18 protein-coding genes are annotated in these 18,881 nt (G+C 34.6%); 2 read left to right on the forward strand and 16 right to left on the reverse strand.

The window, feature by feature from the left end; all coding sequences use genetic code 11:
* Nucleotides 1–161 precede the first annotated feature (161 nt).
* From accA to AB4Y30_RS11260, 5 genes are all read right to left on the reverse strand, one after another.
* Nucleotides 162–1,118 (reverse strand): acetyl-CoA carboxylase carboxyl transferase subunit alpha, encoded by a 957-nt coding sequence (gene accA, locus AB4Y30_RS11240; protein WP_368652326.1) that lies wholly within the window; start codon nucleotides 1,116–1,118, stop codon nucleotides 162–164.
* Nucleotides 1,115–1,975, reverse strand: a complete 861-nt coding sequence (gene accD, locus AB4Y30_RS11245; protein ID WP_368652327.1) for an acetyl-CoA carboxylase, carboxyltransferase subunit beta — start codon at nucleotides 1,973–1,975, stop codon at nucleotides 1,115–1,117. Before accD ends, accA begins: the two co-directional genes overlap by 4 nt.
* 45 nt (nucleotides 1,976–2,020) lie before the next feature.
* Nucleotides 2,021–3,250, reverse strand: coding sequence for an NADP-dependent malic enzyme (locus AB4Y30_RS11250; RefSeq protein ID WP_368652328.1), 1,230 nt, complete (start codon nucleotides 3,248–3,250; stop codon nucleotides 2,021–2,023).
* A gap of 450 nt (nucleotides 3,251–3,700) precedes the next feature.
* Nucleotides 3,701–7,054: a DNA polymerase III subunit alpha gene (gene dnaE, locus AB4Y30_RS11255; RefSeq protein WP_368652329.1), complete on the reverse strand. Its 3,354-nt coding sequence runs from the start codon at nucleotides 7,052–7,054 to the stop codon at nucleotides 3,701–3,703.
* A gap of 397 nt (nucleotides 7,055–7,451) precedes the next feature.
* On the reverse strand, nucleotides 7,452–8,399 hold the full coding sequence (locus AB4Y30_RS11260) for a bifunctional oligoribonuclease/PAP phosphatase NrnA (RefSeq protein WP_368655218.1): 948 nt from the start codon (nucleotides 8,397–8,399) through the stop codon (nucleotides 7,452–7,454).
* A 114-nt stretch (nucleotides 8,400–8,513) separates the two neighbouring features.
* Here AB4Y30_RS11260 and AB4Y30_RS11265 point away from each other — a divergent pair, with 114 nt between their 5' ends.
* Nucleotides 8,514–8,810: a YtpI family protein gene (locus AB4Y30_RS11265; protein ID WP_368652330.1), complete on the forward strand. Its 297-nt coding sequence runs from the start codon at nucleotides 8,514–8,516 to the stop codon at nucleotides 8,808–8,810.
* Nucleotides 8,811–8,890: 80 nt separating this feature from the next.
* Here AB4Y30_RS11265 and AB4Y30_RS11270 read toward each other — a convergent pair whose 3' ends face one another.
* From AB4Y30_RS11270 to AB4Y30_RS11285, 4 genes are all read right to left on the reverse strand, one after another.
* Nucleotides 8,891–10,198, reverse strand: coding sequence for a DRTGG domain-containing protein (locus AB4Y30_RS11270; protein WP_368652331.1), 1,308 nt, complete (start codon nucleotides 10,196–10,198; stop codon nucleotides 8,891–8,893).
* Nucleotides 10,199–10,269: 71 nt separating this feature from the next.
* Nucleotides 10,270–10,452: a hypothetical protein gene (locus AB4Y30_RS11275; protein WP_368652332.1), complete on the reverse strand. Its 183-nt coding sequence runs from the start codon at nucleotides 10,450–10,452 to the stop codon at nucleotides 10,270–10,272.
* Nucleotides 10,453–10,559: 107 nt separating this feature from the next.
* A complete protein-coding gene (locus AB4Y30_RS11280; RefSeq protein WP_368652333.1) occupies nucleotides 10,560–11,312 on the reverse strand; it encodes an A24 family peptidase in 753 nt (250 codons plus the stop codon).
* 72 nt (nucleotides 11,313–11,384) lie between these two features.
* Complete coding sequence (locus tag AB4Y30_RS11285; protein ID WP_368652334.1) at nucleotides 11,385–12,065, reverse strand: metal-dependent hydrolase; 681 nt, start codon at nucleotides 12,063–12,065, stop codon at nucleotides 11,385–11,387.
* A gap of 367 nt (nucleotides 12,066–12,432) precedes the next feature.
* On the opposite strand from AB4Y30_RS11285, the gene AB4Y30_RS11290 reads away from it, so the two are divergent.
* Nucleotides 12,433–12,867, forward strand: a complete 435-nt coding sequence (locus AB4Y30_RS11290) for a universal stress protein (protein WP_368652335.1) — start codon at nucleotides 12,433–12,435, stop codon at nucleotides 12,865–12,867.
* A 63-nt stretch (nucleotides 12,868–12,930) separates the two neighbouring features.
* On the opposite strand, the gene AB4Y30_RS11295 is transcribed toward AB4Y30_RS11290, so the two are convergent.
* From AB4Y30_RS11295 to AB4Y30_RS11325, 7 genes are all read right to left on the reverse strand, one after another.
* Nucleotides 12,931–13,440 (reverse strand): molybdenum cofactor biosynthesis protein B, encoded by a 510-nt coding sequence (locus AB4Y30_RS11295; RefSeq protein ID WP_368652336.1) that lies wholly within the window; start codon nucleotides 13,438–13,440, stop codon nucleotides 12,931–12,933.
* Nucleotides 13,441–13,465: 25 nt separating this feature from the next.
* Entirely contained in the window at nucleotides 13,466–14,455 is a 990-nt protein-coding gene (locus AB4Y30_RS11300; RefSeq protein ID WP_368652337.1) for a class I SAM-dependent methyltransferase, read from the reverse strand.
* A gap of 181 nt (nucleotides 14,456–14,636) precedes the next feature.
* The gene (gene tpx, locus AB4Y30_RS11305; protein WP_368652338.1) at nucleotides 14,637–15,131 is read right to left on the reverse strand and encodes a thiol peroxidase; all 495 of its coding nucleotides are present in this window, start codon (nucleotides 15,129–15,131) and stop codon (nucleotides 14,637–14,639) included.
* Nucleotides 15,132–15,577: 446 nt separating this feature from the next.
* Complete coding sequence (locus AB4Y30_RS11310; RefSeq protein WP_368652339.1) at nucleotides 15,578–15,781, reverse strand: small, acid-soluble spore protein, alpha/beta type; 204 nt, start codon at nucleotides 15,779–15,781, stop codon at nucleotides 15,578–15,580.
* A gap of 74 nt (nucleotides 15,782–15,855) precedes the next feature.
* A complete protein-coding gene (gene thiI / locus AB4Y30_RS11315) occupies nucleotides 15,856–17,058 on the reverse strand; it encodes a tRNA uracil 4-sulfurtransferase ThiI (RefSeq protein ID WP_368652340.1) in 1,203 nt (400 codons plus the stop codon).
* Between the two features lie 290 nt (nucleotides 17,059–17,348).
* On the reverse strand, nucleotides 17,349–17,630 hold the full coding sequence (locus tag AB4Y30_RS11320; protein ID WP_368652341.1) for a DUF4282 domain-containing protein: 282 nt from the start codon (nucleotides 17,628–17,630) through the stop codon (nucleotides 17,349–17,351).
* A gap of 82 nt (nucleotides 17,631–17,712) precedes the next feature.
* Nucleotides 17,713–18,864 (reverse strand): cysteine desulfurase family protein, encoded by a 1,152-nt coding sequence (locus AB4Y30_RS11325; RefSeq protein WP_368652342.1) that lies wholly within the window; start codon nucleotides 18,862–18,864, stop codon nucleotides 17,713–17,715.
* Nucleotides 18,865–18,881 lie beyond the last annotated feature (17 nt).

Consider the following 18,881-nt stretch of genomic DNA (forward strand, 5'->3'; position numbering starts at 1 on the left):
TTACTTTTCACCTCTGCACAAAGACAAAACCATATTTCATCTTACCCAAATTAAAATGGCTTTCCCTGAATTCTTCTTTTTTTATTTAAAATTCATAGCTTTTACTGGAGGCTTAGCTGTAAACAATAGAATTTTAAGCTCTCTGTCTTCCCAAACATCCACTAGAGAAGCTCAAAATCCCCAATCTGTTTATATTTTAACCAACGATGTTCTAACAATTCTTCTGTTGATAATACTTTCAATTTATTCAATGAGCTTTGCAGGACAGCATCTAGATTCTCTGCTTGTAAATCAATATCTCGATGTGCTCCGCCTTTAGGCTCTGTAACAATTTCATCAATTACACCAAGCTCTTTTAGATCAGCTGATGTAATTTTCATTGTTTCTGCAGCACGTTGAGCCAGACTTGCATCCTTCCAAAGTAATGCTGCTGCACCTTCTGGAGAAATAACAGAATATGTAGAGTTTTCAAGCATGTGGATATGATCTCCTACACCTAGCGCTAGTGCTCCACCACTTCCGCCTTCACCAATCACTACACAAATAATTGGAACTGTAATTCCTGCCATCTCCATTAAATTTCTTGCAATTGCTTCACTTTGACCACGTTCTTCAGCTGCTTTCCCAGGATATGCTCCCTTTGTATCAATAAAGCAGATAATTGGACGATTAAATTTCTCAGCAAGCTTCATTTGGCGTAATGCTTTACGATAACCTTCTGGATGTGGCATTCCAAAATTTCGTGTGATATTTTCTTTTGTATCCTTTCCACGTTGATGACCAACAATAGTTACAGGCTCGCCTTTATATGTTGCGATTCCAGCAACAATTGCCGCATCATCACCAAATACTCGATCCCCATGAAATTCAATGAAATCCTCAAACACACGGGCAATATAATCTAAAGTTGTCGGCCTTTCCATATGTCGAGCAATTTGAACGCGATCCCAAGGCTTTAAATTATTATAAACATCATCTTCCAGACGGGTTAATTTCTCCTCTAGCGTAGAAATTTCCGTACTTAAATCAATCTCACTTTGAGAAGCAAGTTTTTTTAATTCAATAATTTTGTCTTTTAAATGAACAATAGGTTTTTCAAATTCTAATAATTGCTTCATGAGATTGCCCCATCCTTCCTATGCATTTTCAGTATTTTTGTAAGTAATTCTTTCATTTCAAGACGATGAATTACTTTATCAAGCTGACCATGCTTTAGTAGAAATTCGGCAGTTTGGAAGTCCTTCGGCAATTTCTCTCGTATTGTTTGCTCTATAATTCTTCTTCCAGCAAAACCAATAAGAGCTGCTGGCTCTGCAAAGTTATAATCTCCTAGAGAAGCAAAACTTGCAGATACACCACCAGTTGTTGGATGAGTCATAATGGAAATAAACAAACCACCCTCATCAGAAAAACGTTTAATAGCAATAGATGTCTTAGTCATTTGCATAAGACTTAGTACACCCTCTTGCATTCGCGCCCCACCAGAAGCAGTGAAAATAATGAAAGGTATTTGCTGTTCGCGGGCTCTCTCCATAGCACGAACAATCTTCTCGCCTACTACTGAACCCATACTTCCCATACGAAAACGTGCATCCATAATAGCTACTGCTACTGGATTCTCACCAATTAAACCTTTTCCAGTCACAACCGCTTCATTTAAGTCTGTTTTCTCTCGATCTTTTTGTAGTTTTTCTTCATAGTCAGGAAAGTCTAGTGGATTGCTTGAAATGATATTGTTGTCCCACTCTTCAAAAGTTTGATCATCAAATAGCATATCTACTCTTTCCCATGCATTCATCGCATGATGATGACCACAGTTTGGACATACTAATAAGTTTTTCAACATCTCTTTTTGGTAATATATTTTGCGACATTTCTCGCATTTCTTCATTAGTCCCTCAGGAACATCTTGTTTATTCTGTTCATTTGGAACTGAATTGTTCTTTTTCTTTCGATCCAAAAAGCCTTTTATCAAGCTAACTCCTCCTTCAAAAACCCATAACTATTCTCTATATTACTCTTAAGATTCTACTGGTTCAGAGCTTTTTATTGCTAGTCCAACATTTTCTAAAATTGCTCCAGCATCAGCTACACCTGATTCTACTGCTGCTCTTGCAACACTTGCCGCTACTGCTTTTGCAACACGTGCATCAAAAGGTCCAGGAATAACATAATCCTCTGTTAAATCTTCTGTACTAATAAGTGAAGCAATTGCTTCAGCTGCAGCAACCTTCATATCTTCGTTAATCTGCGAAGCACGAACATCCAGTGCTCCTCGGAAAATTCCTGGGAAAGCTAGTACATTATTTACTTGGTTTGGATAATCAGAACGTCCTGTACCAATTACTTTTATCCCTGCTTCTTTAGCATCTTCTGGTGTAATTTCTGGATTTGGATTTGCCATTGCAAAAACAATCGCATCAGGATTCATTATTTGAGCCATTTCTTTTGTTAAAGCACCTGCAACAGATACACCAATAAATACATCTGCACCTTCGATAACCTCAGATAAAGTTCCTGCTGTTTTTGCTTCATTTGTAATATCCGCAACTTGGTCTTTTTCTTTGTTCATTCCTTCAGGTCTTCCTTTATATATAGCACCTTTAGAATCGCACATAATAATATTCTTTGTCCCAAAATGAGATAATAATTTTACAATTGCAATTCCTGCTGCACCTGCTCCATTAATAACTACTTTAATATCAGTAAATGATTTATTAACAAGCTTTAGAGCATTAATTAGACCAGCAATTGTTACGATAGCTGTCCCGTGTTGGTCATCGTGAAAAACAGGTATTTTTAATTCTTTCTTTAAACGTTCTTCAATTTCAAAACATGCTGGAGCTGCAATATCCTCTAAATTAATTCCACCAAATGTAGGCTCCATTAATTTTACTGCATTTACAAACTCATCTACATTTGTAGTTGATAAACAAATTGGAAAAGAATTTACACCAGCAAAACTTTTAAATAATACGGATTTCCCCTCCATAACAGGTAGAGAAGCTTCAGGCCCAATATTACCTAACCCTAAAACAGCTGTTCCATTAGTAACAACAGCAACCATATTACCTTTCATTGTATAATCATAGACCTCATCTATATTATTCTTAATTGCTAAGCATGGCTCAGCTACGCCTGGCGAATATGCTAAGCTCAAATCCTCAGCATTCTCAACAGGCACTTTAGATTGTATAGATAATTTCCCTTGATTTTCTTTATGCATTAATAATGCCTTACTGTTTGTCATTTTTAACTCAATTCTCCTTTTCGGCTTTAACCGATATAAATATTCTTTTTTAACTTCTTCATTATAACAAATGATGACTATCCGTAAAGTGTCTGACAATACATCTTATAGAGGTTGTTCAAAAAACCCACAAAAAATGACATGGCGAATTTCTGCGTTGGCTTGTTTTTCCGCTATTCACGAATTAAAAGCATAGAGGAACTTCTGTTAAAACCGTCCACGTCCTGTGGACAACACAGAAGTCACTACATCCTGTAGAAGTCCGTTACTCAAAGCTACGCCGCATTGAACTTTCGACGCACATGACGTGCTACGACGTACAGGATGTACTAGTGCAGATGTTGCTCGCGTGTAGTGGCGTACTTAATCTGTATTCCTCTAGTGTTGCTCTCGTGACGTTGCGAACTTAACAGATGAGAGTCCTTTTTCGCAGACTTTTTGAACACACATTTATAATTGCTCTAATACAACATTGGATCTTCCAAATTGCTGCCTTAATTCTTCTAAGCATGCTTGTGAGGCATGTATATGATATTGACTTGCCATTTGAAAGGTTCTTTTCTGAATGGCATCAAAAACAAAGATCGGTGTTTTTCCCGGGTATTTATTAGCAATTTCCTTTAATTTAATTAACCCCTTTTGATTATCTTGCTCCTGAAACTTTATAAATAATCGTTCTTGAATAGGGAGATTTTCTGGATGGAATGGTGTGATATCTTGAAACACCCATTGTAGCGCATGATTTCTTTCCTCCACACTTCCTACAATTAGGACTATATTTTCCTCTTTGAAAAAAGGTTTTTTCAGTCGATATAGCTCTGGAAATACCACTGCTTCCATTTCCATTGTTTCATCACTAATTTTAATAAATGCCATTGGATCTCCGCGCTTTGTTCTTATTTCTTTTACCGCTTGGATAAGCACAGCTGTATGATTTTTTTTCTTCCCAATCATTCCACTAGCTTGCTGCAATGTGACAAAGCCATTTAACTGCAACTTTTTACGAAATTCTGTCATTGGGTGGTCTGAGACATAAAATCCAAGTAATTCTTTTTCAAATTGAAGCTTTTTCATTGATGTAAAATCTTCTACTTCATTATAAGTATCTGTATAGCCAACTTTATCTGTGAATAAATTTGATGTTAAAGATAATCCACCAAATAATTCGCCTTGCTCCATCGCTTGATCTAAGCTTTCTAATAGACTTGCTCGATTAGGATGTAGCTCATCAAAGGCACCTGTTAAAATCAATGCTTCAATTAGTTGACGCTGAACAATCTTTAAAGAAACACGTAAACAAAAATCAAAGAGATTTTTATAGCTTCCTTGTTTTCTTTGTTCAATAATTTCTTTTACTGTTTGAAAGCCAATACCTTTAATTGCCTGAAGGCCCATACGGATTTTATTCCCTTCTGACTTATAAAAACCAAAACTTTTATTGATCGAAGGTGGTGCAACATCAATTTGTAATTCCTTTGCTTCTTTTAGATATTCAGCTATTTTATCATGCTGATTGGTTACACTATTTAGTAGCTCTGTATAGAAAAAGGCTGGGTAATGAGCCTTTAAATATGCTAATTGATAGGAAATTTTACTATATGCAACAGCATGACTTTTATTAAAACCATAATTAGAAAACTTAACTATCCAATGAAATAACTCTATTGCTATTTGTTCATCATATCCATTGTCTAGACAGCCCTTAATAAATTTACTTTGTTGCTCTTCTATAACTTGGGCTTGTTTCTTACTTACCGCTCTACGAAATACATCCGCTTCTCCTAAGGTATACCCTGCAATTTTATGCACGATTTGCATAATTTGCTCCTGATAGACTAAAACTCCGTACGTATCTTCCAAAATTGGTGATAATGCTGGATGTAAGTAAGCAACTTTTTCTTTATCATGCTTACGATTAATATAAGTAGGGATATTTTCTATTGGTCCCGGACGATACAGCGCACTCACTGCCACGATATCTGAAAAAGTCGTTGGTTTTAATTCTTTTAGAACATTTTTCATTCCTTTTGATTCTAACTGGAAAATTCCATTTGTTAGTCCTGCTTGTAATAATGCAAATGTTTTTGCATCATCTGAGGGAATTTCATTTAAATGAAATTCTTTTCCTGTATGTCTCTTAATAGAATCAACAATTCTTTCCATCGTCGTTAAATTACGCAATCCAAGAAAATCGATCTTCAATAAGCCTATATCCGCTAAATCATTCATGGGATACTGCGTAATGTATGTTTCTTGGGAACCAATTGTTAGTGGAACATGATGAACTAATGGCTCGTCACTAATAATAACCCCAGCTGCATGAGTGGAGGAGTGACGTGGCAATCCCTCTAGTTTAAGTGCAATATTGAATAATAATTTTAATTTCGGAGATTGCTTAATATATTCTCTCAATTCCACATTATCATTCACAACCTTACGAATAGAGTCTGAATGATGACTTGAAAATCGTTTTAAAATATATTTTGCATCACGCTCATCAACTTCCATTGTTTTAAATAACTCTCGTAACACTGAACGAGCTGCAAAAGTACCAAAAGTAATAATTTGTGCTACATGTTGCTCCCCATACTTCTCTCTTACATAATCGATTACTTCGTCTCGACGATGATCTAGAAAATCGATATCAATATCTGGCATTGTCTTTCGTTCAGGGTTTAAAAATCGCTCAAATAATAAACCATATTCAAGCGGATCAATATCTGTTATCCCTAACACGTATGCAACAAGTGATCCGGCTGCTGAACCCCGGCCAGGACCAACCATAATTTGTTGTTGCTTTGCATAGGAAACAAAATCCCAAACAATTAAAAAATAATCACTAAAACTCATTTCCTGAATGACCTGTAACTCATAAACTAAACGTTCTTTAATTTCGTCTGTAACTGTCGTATACCTTTGTCCCACATTATCCCAGCAAATCGTCTCTAAATATTGCTGGGCAGTGCTTTGCTCTGGTACCGGATATGATGGTAATAAAGAATGATGTAAATCCAAGCTTACCTGACACTTAGCTACAATTTCCTCTGTCCGTTCAATAAAGTGTTTTTGGTTCTCACCAAAACGTTTTATCATTTCTTCTTCTGAGCTTAGATGACGATTTCTTACAGTTACAGATATATGATCACCAAACCACTTGATATCTTCATCTATAGCCCGTAAACAATCATAAGCCGCATAATCATTTTCTGATACATAACAAACATCTTGCGTAGCTATTATTGGACAATCTACTTGAGTAAGAAGGACTTGAACCTGTTCAAGTAAACGCTGCTCTATTGCTAACCCATGATGCTGAACACCTAAATAAAAATCATCTTTAAAGATGTACTTCCATGATGCTATATAATTTTCCGCCTGTTCAAAAGCATTGTTCAAAAAATGGTTTGCTAAGGAACTCGACTGATTCAATGACAACATACAAATAATATCATCAGATAAACTCTCTAGCTCTTCGAATGAAATTCCTATTCTTTTCTCTATATTTATTTTTGTACTTAAAGCAAGGAGCTGTTTATACCCTTTATTATTCTTGGCTAGTAAAACACATTGCTCCTTCTTTTCATGATTTTTGTCTACTATATGTACAGTTAAACCAATGACTGGTTTTATCCCATACTCCAAGCATTTTTTATAAAATGGAATAACACCATACATCACATGCTCATCTGTAAGTGCTAAAGCAGTAAAATTTAATTCACTTGCTCGTTTTATTAATTTATCTATCAAAACCGTGCTCTTATAAAAGCTATAGCCAGTGCGCACTTGTAAATGTGTAAACCCCATTTTATTCTACCTCCAACCTCTCTAGATTCATTATACCGAAACTAAAAAATTCATCCATCTTTCTTCATTCTCATTCCGTAATCATTCATCAGTACGATTATTTTTAACTTAAATGGACTAATTAATCTAAAAGTATGTGTTTAAAGGACGATAAAAAGGACGTCAACGACTTGCGCGTGTTCTGTGATAACTTCGACGTTCGACACAGGACGTGTCGGAACTTAGTCGAAGTTCCTCTATTCGCCGTGTTATTTTTGTTAGACTTTTTGAACATCCTCTAAAAATAAATAACGAAAACTGCCTACAGTAAGATATCATCATTAAAACTGTAGGCAGTTCCCTATTTATCTATTGTAAATCCGTTTCATTAGTATCTATCATGTTGCTCTATACTATTTCATACTTGATAATCCATACATACTTCTTTTAAATCCTTTATTAATGCGTCTGCTTCTTCCCAAGAATAAACTGTAGCACCAGAAGCAAGCGGATGACCCCCACCATTATACTTGGCAGCAATTTCATTAATAATTGGCCCTTTAGAGCGAAGTCGCACACGAATCAAATCCGCTGATTCCTCGATAAAGAATACCCATGCCTTCAATCCTTCAATTTCTCCTAAAACCCCAACTACTTTTCCAGTTTCTAGTGGACTAACTTGGAAGCTATCTAAAAGATCCTTAGACAAACGAATCGTACTCATTCCTGATTCATCAAGTGTAAAATGCTGTAAAATATAACCTTTTAATCTCGCAATTCGTTCAGTAGTACGATACATTCCGTCATAAACCTCTGTACGATCTATATCATATTGTACAAGCTCAGAAACATATTGGAATGTTTTTGCTGTTGTACTAGGAAAAAGAAAACGACCTGTATCACCGACAATTCCTGCATAAATTAGGCGTGCTGCAGTAGTTGTCATCTGAAAGCCTTCACTTTTAGCTTCTAGATAAAATTCATAAATCATTTCACTCGTAGAACTTGCAGATGTATCAATCCATTCTATGTCACCGTATGAATCCACATCAGGGTGATGATCAATTTTGATAATCTGCTTTGCCAGCGCATATCGTTGATCACTGATTCTCTCCCTATTCGCTGTATCACAAATAATAACTAGTGCATTTTCATAAACAGAATCTGCAATCTCGTCCATTCTTACTAAAAAATGCAACGAAGGATCCTCTTCTCCTACGATATATACCTGTTTTTTCGGAAAAGTTGCTTTTATTATTTCGGCTAACGCGGCTTGCGATCCGTATGCATCAGGGTCTGGACGAACATGTCGATGCAAAATGATTTTGTCAAATTCTTTTACAGCTTCGATAATTTCTTTTGTTATATTCATTGATTAACTCCTATCTTCTCTATCTATACTTCGCTTTTTTACTAGTATTATCTTTTTAAACAGGCTACAATAGAAAAGTAATCTTTTAATGAAAGTGAGCGATCCCTTATGTTCCTGCTACCAATTATTATCATACTATCTGTTGTCTTCTATATTTACTATAAAGTTGCAATCCTAAAGACTCGCGATCGATTGACACAACTATATTTTAACGCAAAATCACGTATTTGTCTTGGAAGCTTTATCCTATTTTTCGGCATCAACCAATATCGAGTCTTCCAAACACAAATCTCTCTTTTCATCATGATTGTGTTTGTCGTATTAGGTGTTATGCAAATAGTTAGAGGATTTAACGAGTCTAAACATTATCGCAATGAATGGAGAAGATTAAATCCAGAGCAATAAAACGCTAATGAATAATTCCCCCTAAAGTAAATTATTTGCTTCAGGGGGAATTTAATTTTGTACACCAAATCATTTCTTTGTTAACGATCAATTAGCTGAGCCATCAACAGCCCTTTGCCAACAATTTTATCTTCATGGTATACCGAAACATCTATTTTTGCATAGATTCGACCTGTTTCTAATATTTTTGGCTTAATGATTAAAGTACTTTCGATTTGTACTGGCTTGATAAATGATACTGTAATTGTTTCAACCACTAAATTACCTTTCTTCATCTGCAATAAAGCACGACTACTTGCTTCTGTAATAATAGCAGTGAATACTCCATCAGACAGCGTTCCAAGCTGGTTGGTCATCTGCGGAAGAACTTTTGTTTCAAATGCTGTTTGTTCCTCATTAATTGCTTTTAAATTGCTAGCAACAATATCATCAATTGTATCTCCAACCTGTGGCTGACGTTGAATTTCTTGCAATGCTTTTAGTACATCCTGTCTAGAAACAAGTCCAATTAAATTGTAAGATGTATCAACCACAGGAATAACTTCTATTCCTTCCCAAACCATCATATGCGCCACATAAGCTATCGATGTTTTTTCTTGTACTACTTGTGGGCTCTTTGTCATTACCTTTTCAATCGTTAGACTCTTATCTTTTCCAATAATATCTTTTGATGTTACTACTCCGCACAAACGTTTATTTTCATTCACAACTGGAAATCGAGTATGCATGGATATTTGATTAAGTTCATACCAGCGTTCAATTTTATCATGTGTGTATAAATAATATAGTTGATCATATGGAGTTAGAATATCTTGTACAAAAACGATTTCTTTCTTAATTAGCTGATCGTAAATTGCTCTGTTAATCATTGCTGCAACTGTAAACGTATCATAGCTTGTAGATATAATTGGCAATTGCTTTTCATCTGCCAGTTTCTTTATAGAATCTTCTGTATCAAATCCACCAGTAATTAAAACAGCTGCACCTTTTTCGATAGCTAGCTCGTGCGCACGAACTCGGTTTCCTACAATAAGTAGTGAATCGGGTTCTGTATATTGCATCATTGCTTCTAGCTGCATTGCTCCAATTAAAAATTTATTTAATGTTTTATGAAGTCCATCTCTTCCACCTAGCACTTGTCCATCAACAATATTAATCACTTCAGCATAAGTTAATTTTTCAAAATTATCCTTTTGTTTTCTTTCAATTCGTATTGTGCCTACACGCTCAATGGTACTTACAAAGCCCTGATTCTCAGCTTCCTTGATTGCTCGATATGCTGTACCATCACTCACTTGAAGATCACTGGCCAATTGCCTTACAGAAATTTTACTACCTACTTTTAGTGAATATATATATTTCAAAATTTGTTCATGCTTTGTAGCCATCATTTACACCCGCTTATATCTGTACTAATATATTATCAATAATATAATTATACAGATGATCGCAGCAAACCTCAATTATTATTAGAATAAGGATTTCTAACTTGCTTCTGTTCTATTATTGGTTGTGAAACGATTTGTAATAATGAAGCCAAATTCGCACCTACTACAAGCAAAAATAAACCGATCCAGGTGAGCCAAAATAACTTCTCTGTCATACTCAATGCTTGAGGAAAAATTGGCCAAACAAAATACAATAAGCACCCTGCAAATAATAATCGAAAAAGACTACTCTGTTGAATTAGACTCTCCCCCTTCTATTGCTATTTAATTTTAATCTATGCAATACAAGTCCTCTTTAGTCTCAAAACATCATTGTCAGATAAAACGCTACTAATTCTTGTTCGTAAAAATAACTAATGATTGCACCCAAACCAATAAATGGTGCAAATGGAATAGCTTCCTTACGTTTCAGTCGATTTAGGGCAATAAGAAGAATTCCAATCAAAGCCCCAAATAGTGAAGCCAAAATAAAAGTTAAGATAATCTTTTTCGTGCCAAGCAAGATACCAAGAACAGCAAACAGCTTCATATCGCCTCCTCCAATTGCCCCTTTACTAAGCAAAATAAGAAAAGCAAGCATTAGAAAACCAACAAGAGAGCCTAAGAAAATATCATACCAGGGTTCGATAGGTAACATCATTCGTAAAAAAAGAAAAAGGGGAAGAAAAAATAATAGAATATTATTGGGAATAATCATATAGCTGAGGTCTGTAACAAGGATAATAATAAGCAGACAAGCAAAAGTGACTGTTATGATAAGTTCAAATTGAAGACCTGTTTTTAAATAGAGAAAGAGAAAAAGTAGTCCAGTAGTGAATTCAATAAGGGGATATAGTGGAGAAATATTTGTTTTACAAGAACGACATTTACCAAATTGAAAAAGAAACGAGAGAATTGGAATCAATTCATAAGACTTTAGCTGATGTTGACATTTTGGGCAACATGAAGGAGTTAAGATGGATTGTTCCTTAGGGATACGTAAACCAACTACATTAAAAAACGACCCGAAAACACAGCCTAAAATAAAACTAAGGACAATAAAAAATATTTCCATATAAACCTCCTTTTTTAAAAAGGATAACAGTCACTCGCCCTTTTCTAGAGCGAGTGTACCTTTTAGCTGTTTTTATAGTTCAAAGCCTTCGCCAATTTTGAGTGCACGTCCCTCACCAGTACGAACGCGACGAGCAAAATCATCTCCATCTTGCTTAATCACAGGGAATGTATTGTAATGGACAGGGACAACAAGCTTAGCATTAATCCAATCTGCTGCAATTAGAGCATCCTCTGGCCCCATTGTAAAATTATCTCCAATTGGAACAAAGGCAACATCAATATCATTAAGCTCACCAATCATTTTCAAGTCAGAGAAGAGCCCTGTATCTCCCACATGATAAATTGTTTTTCCATTGATAGTAATCAAAATTCCTCCAGGCATTCCTGTGTATACAATGGTTCCATCCTCTTCTTCCACGGAAGATCCATGAAATGCATGTGTATATTTCACATGACCAAAATCAAAGGTATAACCACCACCAATATTTAATGGATGTGTACTAATATCTTTTTTCCCTAAATATACTGCCAGTTCATTTAATGCTATGACTAATGCACCTGTACGTTTGGCAATACTTACTGTATCACCTACGTGATCTCCATGCCCATGTGTCAATAGAATAAAATCCGCTTCCACTGTATTAGCATCTAGATCACATTCTGGAGTCCCACTAATAAATGGATCAATTAAAATTGTATGCTGGTCTGTTTCAATTTTTACTATGGAATGTCCATGGTACGATATTCTCATGGATACTTCTCTCCTTTACAATTTTCTTTATTTTAGCATATGTCCAAAAGTTTCTCATTCATCATCAATGGACATAAACTTCCTAATAATAAAGTTTTACTTAACTTTTCTATTCCCATTTTCTAATCTTATTAATCTGGAAAAACAAAATTCCTCCTTTTACTAACCTTGAAAAAATTATTTCACAGCTACATAAGCTTCAATGCTAAAAATTTTATCCGGCCACTAACATTTTTACGAAAGCATGAAATTCATTGTCCTATACTTCTTAAACACTTGATATTTTAAGAAAATATAAAAAAATTCACTAAATATACAATTGATAGTTATAAAAAAGGGTATATAATTGAAATAGGAGGGATGGACTATGGGACAAAAATATTCAAAAATTTTAGTTGCAATTGACGGTTCAAAAGCAGCAGAAAAGGCATTTCACAAAGCAATTGATATGGCAAAGAGTAACGATGCTACATTAGTTCTTTCTCATGTTATTGATTCACGTACTTTCGCTACTGCAGAGGCGTATGATCGTACTTTAGCAGAACGTGCAAATAAATATGCACTTGAATTGTTAGAAGATTATATTAAAGTTGCGAAAGAAAACGGTGTAGAAAAAATTGACAAAACAATTGATTATGGATCTCCAAAAGTAAAAATTGCAAAGGATATTGCAAAAGTACATGAAATTGATTTAATTGTTTGTGGTGCTACTGGATTAAATGCTGTAGAACGCTTTTTAATCGGTAGTGTTTCTGAAAGCATCACTAGACATGCTTCATGTGATGTATTAGTTGTAAGATAAGAATAAATAGAGAAGGGGCAAATCGCGTTTAGGCGAACCCCTTCTCTTTTATTTGCTCATTTATCAGATATCTTTTTGTATTTCATGTATTACATGATCTAGCTCAGGGAGAATTAATTTATTCATTGCTAATTTAACTGCCCCACTTGACCCAGGAATAACAAATATAGCCTTATGATTGCATACTCCTGCAATAGCACGTGACATCATCGCAGCTGAGCCAATATCTTCTAAATAGCTAAGCATTCGAAATAATTCACCAAAGCCGTCAATTTCCTTTTGAAGCAATGGTTGTATTGCTTCAATCGTAACATCGCGATATGCTATCCCTGTTCCACCACTGGTAATAATTACATCTACATCCGGATTAAAAGTGCCAGATCGGATTACACGCTCAATTGTTGGCGCACTATCAGGAATAATTTCTTTACTAATCACGTAGTGGCCTGCTTCTTCTAATAATTGGCGTATTAAATCTCCACTTTTATCTGTTTCTTCTGTTCGTGTATCACTAATAGTAACTATTTGGCAATTAATTCGTTTTTCTTTTTTTCGATGATCAAATAAACTCAATCTCTTTCGATCCTCCTCCATTAATTTATTGCATATATTGTTCCTGATAGTTTCTGAACCACTCATTCATCTGCTCTAATATATCATTCATGCCTGCAGTATTTTTTAAGGAAGGTAGATTGACTAACAAAGGCTGTTTAGGTGCTTCTTTTTCACCTTTTTTCTGGATAATAAAGATATTTTTTACATTTTTACCTGCTTTAAATGCGCTATCAGGTAAACGAATAACTCCAATAATGTTTGCATATTTTTGGATAAAACTATGCAACTGATCCGATTGTTCACTGCTAAATAAAAACTCTGGAATCAAAAATATTAGATACCCATCGTCTTTTGTATAATGTATACTCTGTTCAATTAATAAATGATGTGCATATGAATGACCTTCTGTAGCTTTTAATTCAAATTCATTGGCTCTTAAATCATCTGGATAATAACCTACTGGTAAATCTGCAATAACTAAATCAACTGGATCGATAAATAATGGACGCAAGCTATCCTGTTGGAATAACTCAATATTTATTCGTTGTGCATTAGCGCTTGTTAAAGCAATTTGAATTAGCGTAGGATCAACTTCACTTCCATATGCTTCTGTTTGTTTATTTAACTGAGAAATAACTGTTGTTAATAAATTCCCCGTTCCACAGACAGGATCAAGTATACGTAATTCCTCTTTATCCTGTGTTAGTTTCTCTGCAAAATAACCTACTAATAATGCCACAGCTTCTGGTGTCATTAGATGATTTGGTTGTGTTGAATCCTTCATTCCTTTTAAAATTGTGAGCTGTATAGCTTTTCTTATATCCACTGGTGAATATGCTTCGATTTTAATCGCTTCTACTTCTGATAATTTGCTTGCCAAATCCTTGTCTAGATTATCAAATAATGTATCATCCATTAATAATTCTATCGCTGCTGGCAAACTATCTAAATAAGTTTCGTTTAAATGTTCTTGCATCATTTCTGTTGCTTTATCTAACCAATTAAATATAAGTTCTACATTTATTTGTTCCATATAATCCTCCATCATTCTTACTATACTTCCTCTTATTGTATCAAACCTCTTACTAGATGTATCCTAACGAGATTTAAGTAATAATAAATATGTTTATATTCTACAAAGCAAATAAAAAAGCAATGGGATACACTTAATCATCCTCCATTGCTTTTTCTATATTTTTTCTACTTATAAGTAATTATTTTTTTACGTGATTTAATACAGCATCATAATCGGGATGATCTGTTACTTCACTTACATATTCCACATAAGTGACTTTATTATCTGCATCTACAACAAAAACTGCTCTAGCTAGTAAGCGTAATTCTTCCATTAATACTCCATATTTTTGTCCAAAGTCTGCATCACGATGATCAGATAATGTATCTACATTATCAATCCCTTCAGCAGCACAATAACGTGCTTGGGCAAATGGTAAGTCCATACTAATTGTTAAAATTTGAATATCATCTAATTTTGCTGCTTCTTCATTAAATCTGCGTGTTTGTGCAGCACATACACCTGTGTCTATAGAAGGTACAACACTAATAATTTTTACTTTTCCATCATATTTATCTAAGGTAACTTCTTGTAAATCATTAGATAACACCTTAAAATTTGGTGCATCATTACCTACCTGAATCTCCGGACCAATCAATGTTACCGGCTTTTGTGCAAAAGTTACTTGAACCATTTACATTTCCTCCTCTGATTAAAAGTGTATTTATTACCATTATGAAGAGAATAGAAAAGGTTGTCCACTAATATCAATTATACAGACCGAAAAGCGTAGAGCACCCTTATAGACTAAAAACGCGACGTCACGAACCGATGTTGGCTTTCTACCCACAGGGCACGACGGAAACGACGAGCTAGTATCGAAGTTGGTGTTCGTGACGTGACCGAACTTAGTCGATGAAAGTACGACTATGACTCTGTCTGTGCCTGACGGCTTGCCAATCGTCAAATCTTCTTTATTGTAGGGTGACGTGAAATCTCTTAGTTTTTGGCGCTCGGAGCTAGACAGCGCTAGCTCCGAATAAGAACCAACCTTGGGGAAATTTTATACTTTACTATACAACAAAATGAAAGGAGCCATTTCCATATTTGGAAATAGCTCCTATTTGTTTTTATTTCGAATTATTGTTGATTTTGCCCACCTAGTTGTTGTTGAGCCATAGACACTAAACGCTTAGTGATCTCACCACCAACAGATCCGTTGGCACGAGATGTTGAATCAGGACCTAAATTAACACCAAATTCCTGAGCGATTTCATATTTCATTTGGTCAATCGCTTGTTGAGCTCCAGGTACAACTAACTGATTTGAATTGTTATTTGCCATGTGACTTTCACCTCCTCGGTAAACATATATTGTGTAGCCAAGGAAGAAATCATTCACAAAAATAGTTGGTAGTTTTATAAAAGATTGTCAAATTTTGGGCTTACTTCTTCTTCATCTGTAATCGTTACTGTTTCAATGCCTTTAATTGTTTCTTGTAATAATTCATGATAATCAAAAGCTTGTTCATAACCGATAACTCGTTCGCGCTTTGGTCTTGTTTTTGGCGATCTTGGAACAAAAATCGTACAGCAGTCCTCATAAGGACGAATTGAAATATCATACGTATTTATTTCACGAGATATTTTTATAATTTCATGTTTATCCATTGAAATTAGCGGTCTTAATACTGGAAAATTCGTTACTTCATTGATTGCATTCATACTTTCCATTGTTTGACTAGCCACTTGTCCAAGACTTTCACCTGTAGTCATTGAAAGTAATTCATTATCTTTACATACTTGCTCACTAATTCGAAGCATCATTCGACGCATCACGGTCATCGCATATCCATCTGGTATTTTTTTAAAAATTTCTTGTTGTAGCTTTGTAAATGGCACCATATGAATTTTAATTCGTTTTGTATACTTTGTTAATTCTTTTGCTAAATCAATTACTTTTTGTTTTGCACGTTCACTTGTATACGGTGGAGAATGGAAATGAATGGCATCAATAGCGACACCACGCTTAATTGCTAAAAATCCTGAGACAGGACTATCAATTCCTCCTGAAAGTAATAATAATGACTTTCCACTTGTTCCTACAGGTAATCCGCCAAGACCTTGAATTACACTTGAAGTGATAAATGTACCCGTATTTCTAATTTCTACTTTTACTTCAACATCTGGATGATGTACGTCCACTGTAATATCTTCAGTATTCTGTAGTAAATGTTTACCTAAGATTTGATTCATTTCCTGTGATCCATACGAAAATTTTTTATCTACTCTTCGAACAGATACTTTAAATGTCTTAATATTTTCTGCATGATTCAATGCGAATAAAGCTGCTTTTTTTATTTCTTCTACATTATTTTCTGCTTTTATAGCCAAACTTAAACTGGAAATACCAAAAATATTTCTGCAAATTTGGATAATTGGCTGTGGATCTTCTCCATGTAATAAAATAAAAAGACGACCTTGGGTTCTTTTTATTTGGATGTTAGGAAATTTTTTTAATTTATGTCGAATATTTCTCTGTAATTGATTGATGAATTGTTTAATATTATTCCCTTTTAACGCCAATTCACCATACCTAATTAAAATATGATCATATTGCATGTTATCTTCTCCATCTATTCATTATTAAATCGTCTTTCATTGTAAAGAATAATCCATGTTTTGTCGACTAGAAAAAAATAAAAATATTTTTAGTTAGTAGTTCCCAAACAGGATTATAGAAAATCCTCGCTTCGGAAATATACTTGGCTTTTTTGTACTTTGTTCGGTTCTATAACTTAAAGTTTCATTTGTTCCAGTCTTAAAACTGTGTCTCACTATATCTAAAAAGGAAATAGTGGGTAAGGTCAATGACCTTACCCACTATTCTTAGTATGTTTAATAAAATAATATTAATCAATAGATTGCTTTTTTAAAGTCTGACGAATGTCTTGAAGTGACTCATGCATTTTAAACATAATAATTAAAAGTTCGCAATAAATTCTTACAAGGATAGGACCAACAACAATTGTAGCAAGTCCAGATATAACCTGGAAACCATTTCCGAAAGTAGAATTTAATCCCATAATAATCATACTAAGTCCAGCAAGAACTGAAACCCCAACTCCAATCCAGAAAACAACTTTAATAATAAGTGGAGTAATCATGGAATCAAAATTTAAAAATTTATCCATTCAACCTGCTCCCTTTCTAAAATATATTTATATGAATGTGATCATATAGCATTGTTATCATACTAGAGGGTTCTTTCTTGCATTAAACTGATTGTTTTTCCATTACTTTCTTCAAATACATAATTGTTTCTTTAAACACTTCGATAAATGTCATCGCTTCTTCTTTTGTATTATCATAGGACAGACTAATACGCAGTGCAGAAGCAGCGCGATCTTCTCCAAATCCACACGCCAATACTACGCGGCTAGGTTCATCTTGCTTGGAAGAACATGCAGATTTTGTGGAAATATAAATATTTTTTTCTGCTAATTTATGAATAATGACTTCCGGCTTCCATCCAGGTGCAGAAATGCTTAAAATTTGTGGTGCCCCGTGAGTTGGAGAATTTAGATAAATTCCATCCATCTCTTCTAACTCTTCTCTTAAATATGTTTGGATAGACTTTAAATGCTTTCTTCCCTCAATTTCTTTATCCTTTATCAATCGCAGCGCCTTAGCAAATGCAACAGCACCTGCTAAATTTTCTGTTCCTGAGCGAATTTTTCTTTCTTGCTCTCCTCCATGAAATAAAGGATGGATTCTCATCTTATTATTAACATAAAAAACTCCAGTACCATTTAAACCATGAATTTTATGTCCAGAGAAGGTACATAAATCTATCCCGCTATTTTTTATGTGTAAAGGAACTTTTCCAAGTCCTTGAACACCATCAACATGAAAATAGAGCTTAGGGTGCTTTTTCGCTATTTTACCAATTTGTTCTATTGGTTGTATGGAGCCTATTTCATGATTCACATGCATTATACTAATCAGTATGGTGTCTTCACGAATCTCTTTTTCTAGAGTATCAACAGAGATAATTCCATCTTCATTAACAGGAAGATAAGTAATATCAAACCCTTTATTTTCAAGAGCTTTACATGTCTCATATACAGAAGGGTGTTCTATCATTGTGGTGATAATGTGCTTTCCACGTGACTGATATTGCTCAGCAATTCCTTTAATCGCTAGGCTATTTCCCTCTGTCCCACCTGATGTAAAAATAATTTCATTTGCTTCTACTTGTAAAATTTGAGCAATTTGCGTGCGAGCTGCAGTTAATAACTTTTCTGATTCTCCTCCTAATGGATGAATGGAGGAAGGATTGGCAAAAAATTTCTCTGATACTTCTAAAAAGCTACTGAGTACAGATGGATTTGGTTTTGTTGTAGCACTGTTATCAAAATAAATCATGTAATGAAAACTCCTTA

Source organism: Ornithinibacillus sp. 4-3 (genome assembly GCF_040958695.1).
GTDB lineage: Bacteria > Bacillota > Bacilli > Bacillales > Amphibacillaceae > CALAMD01.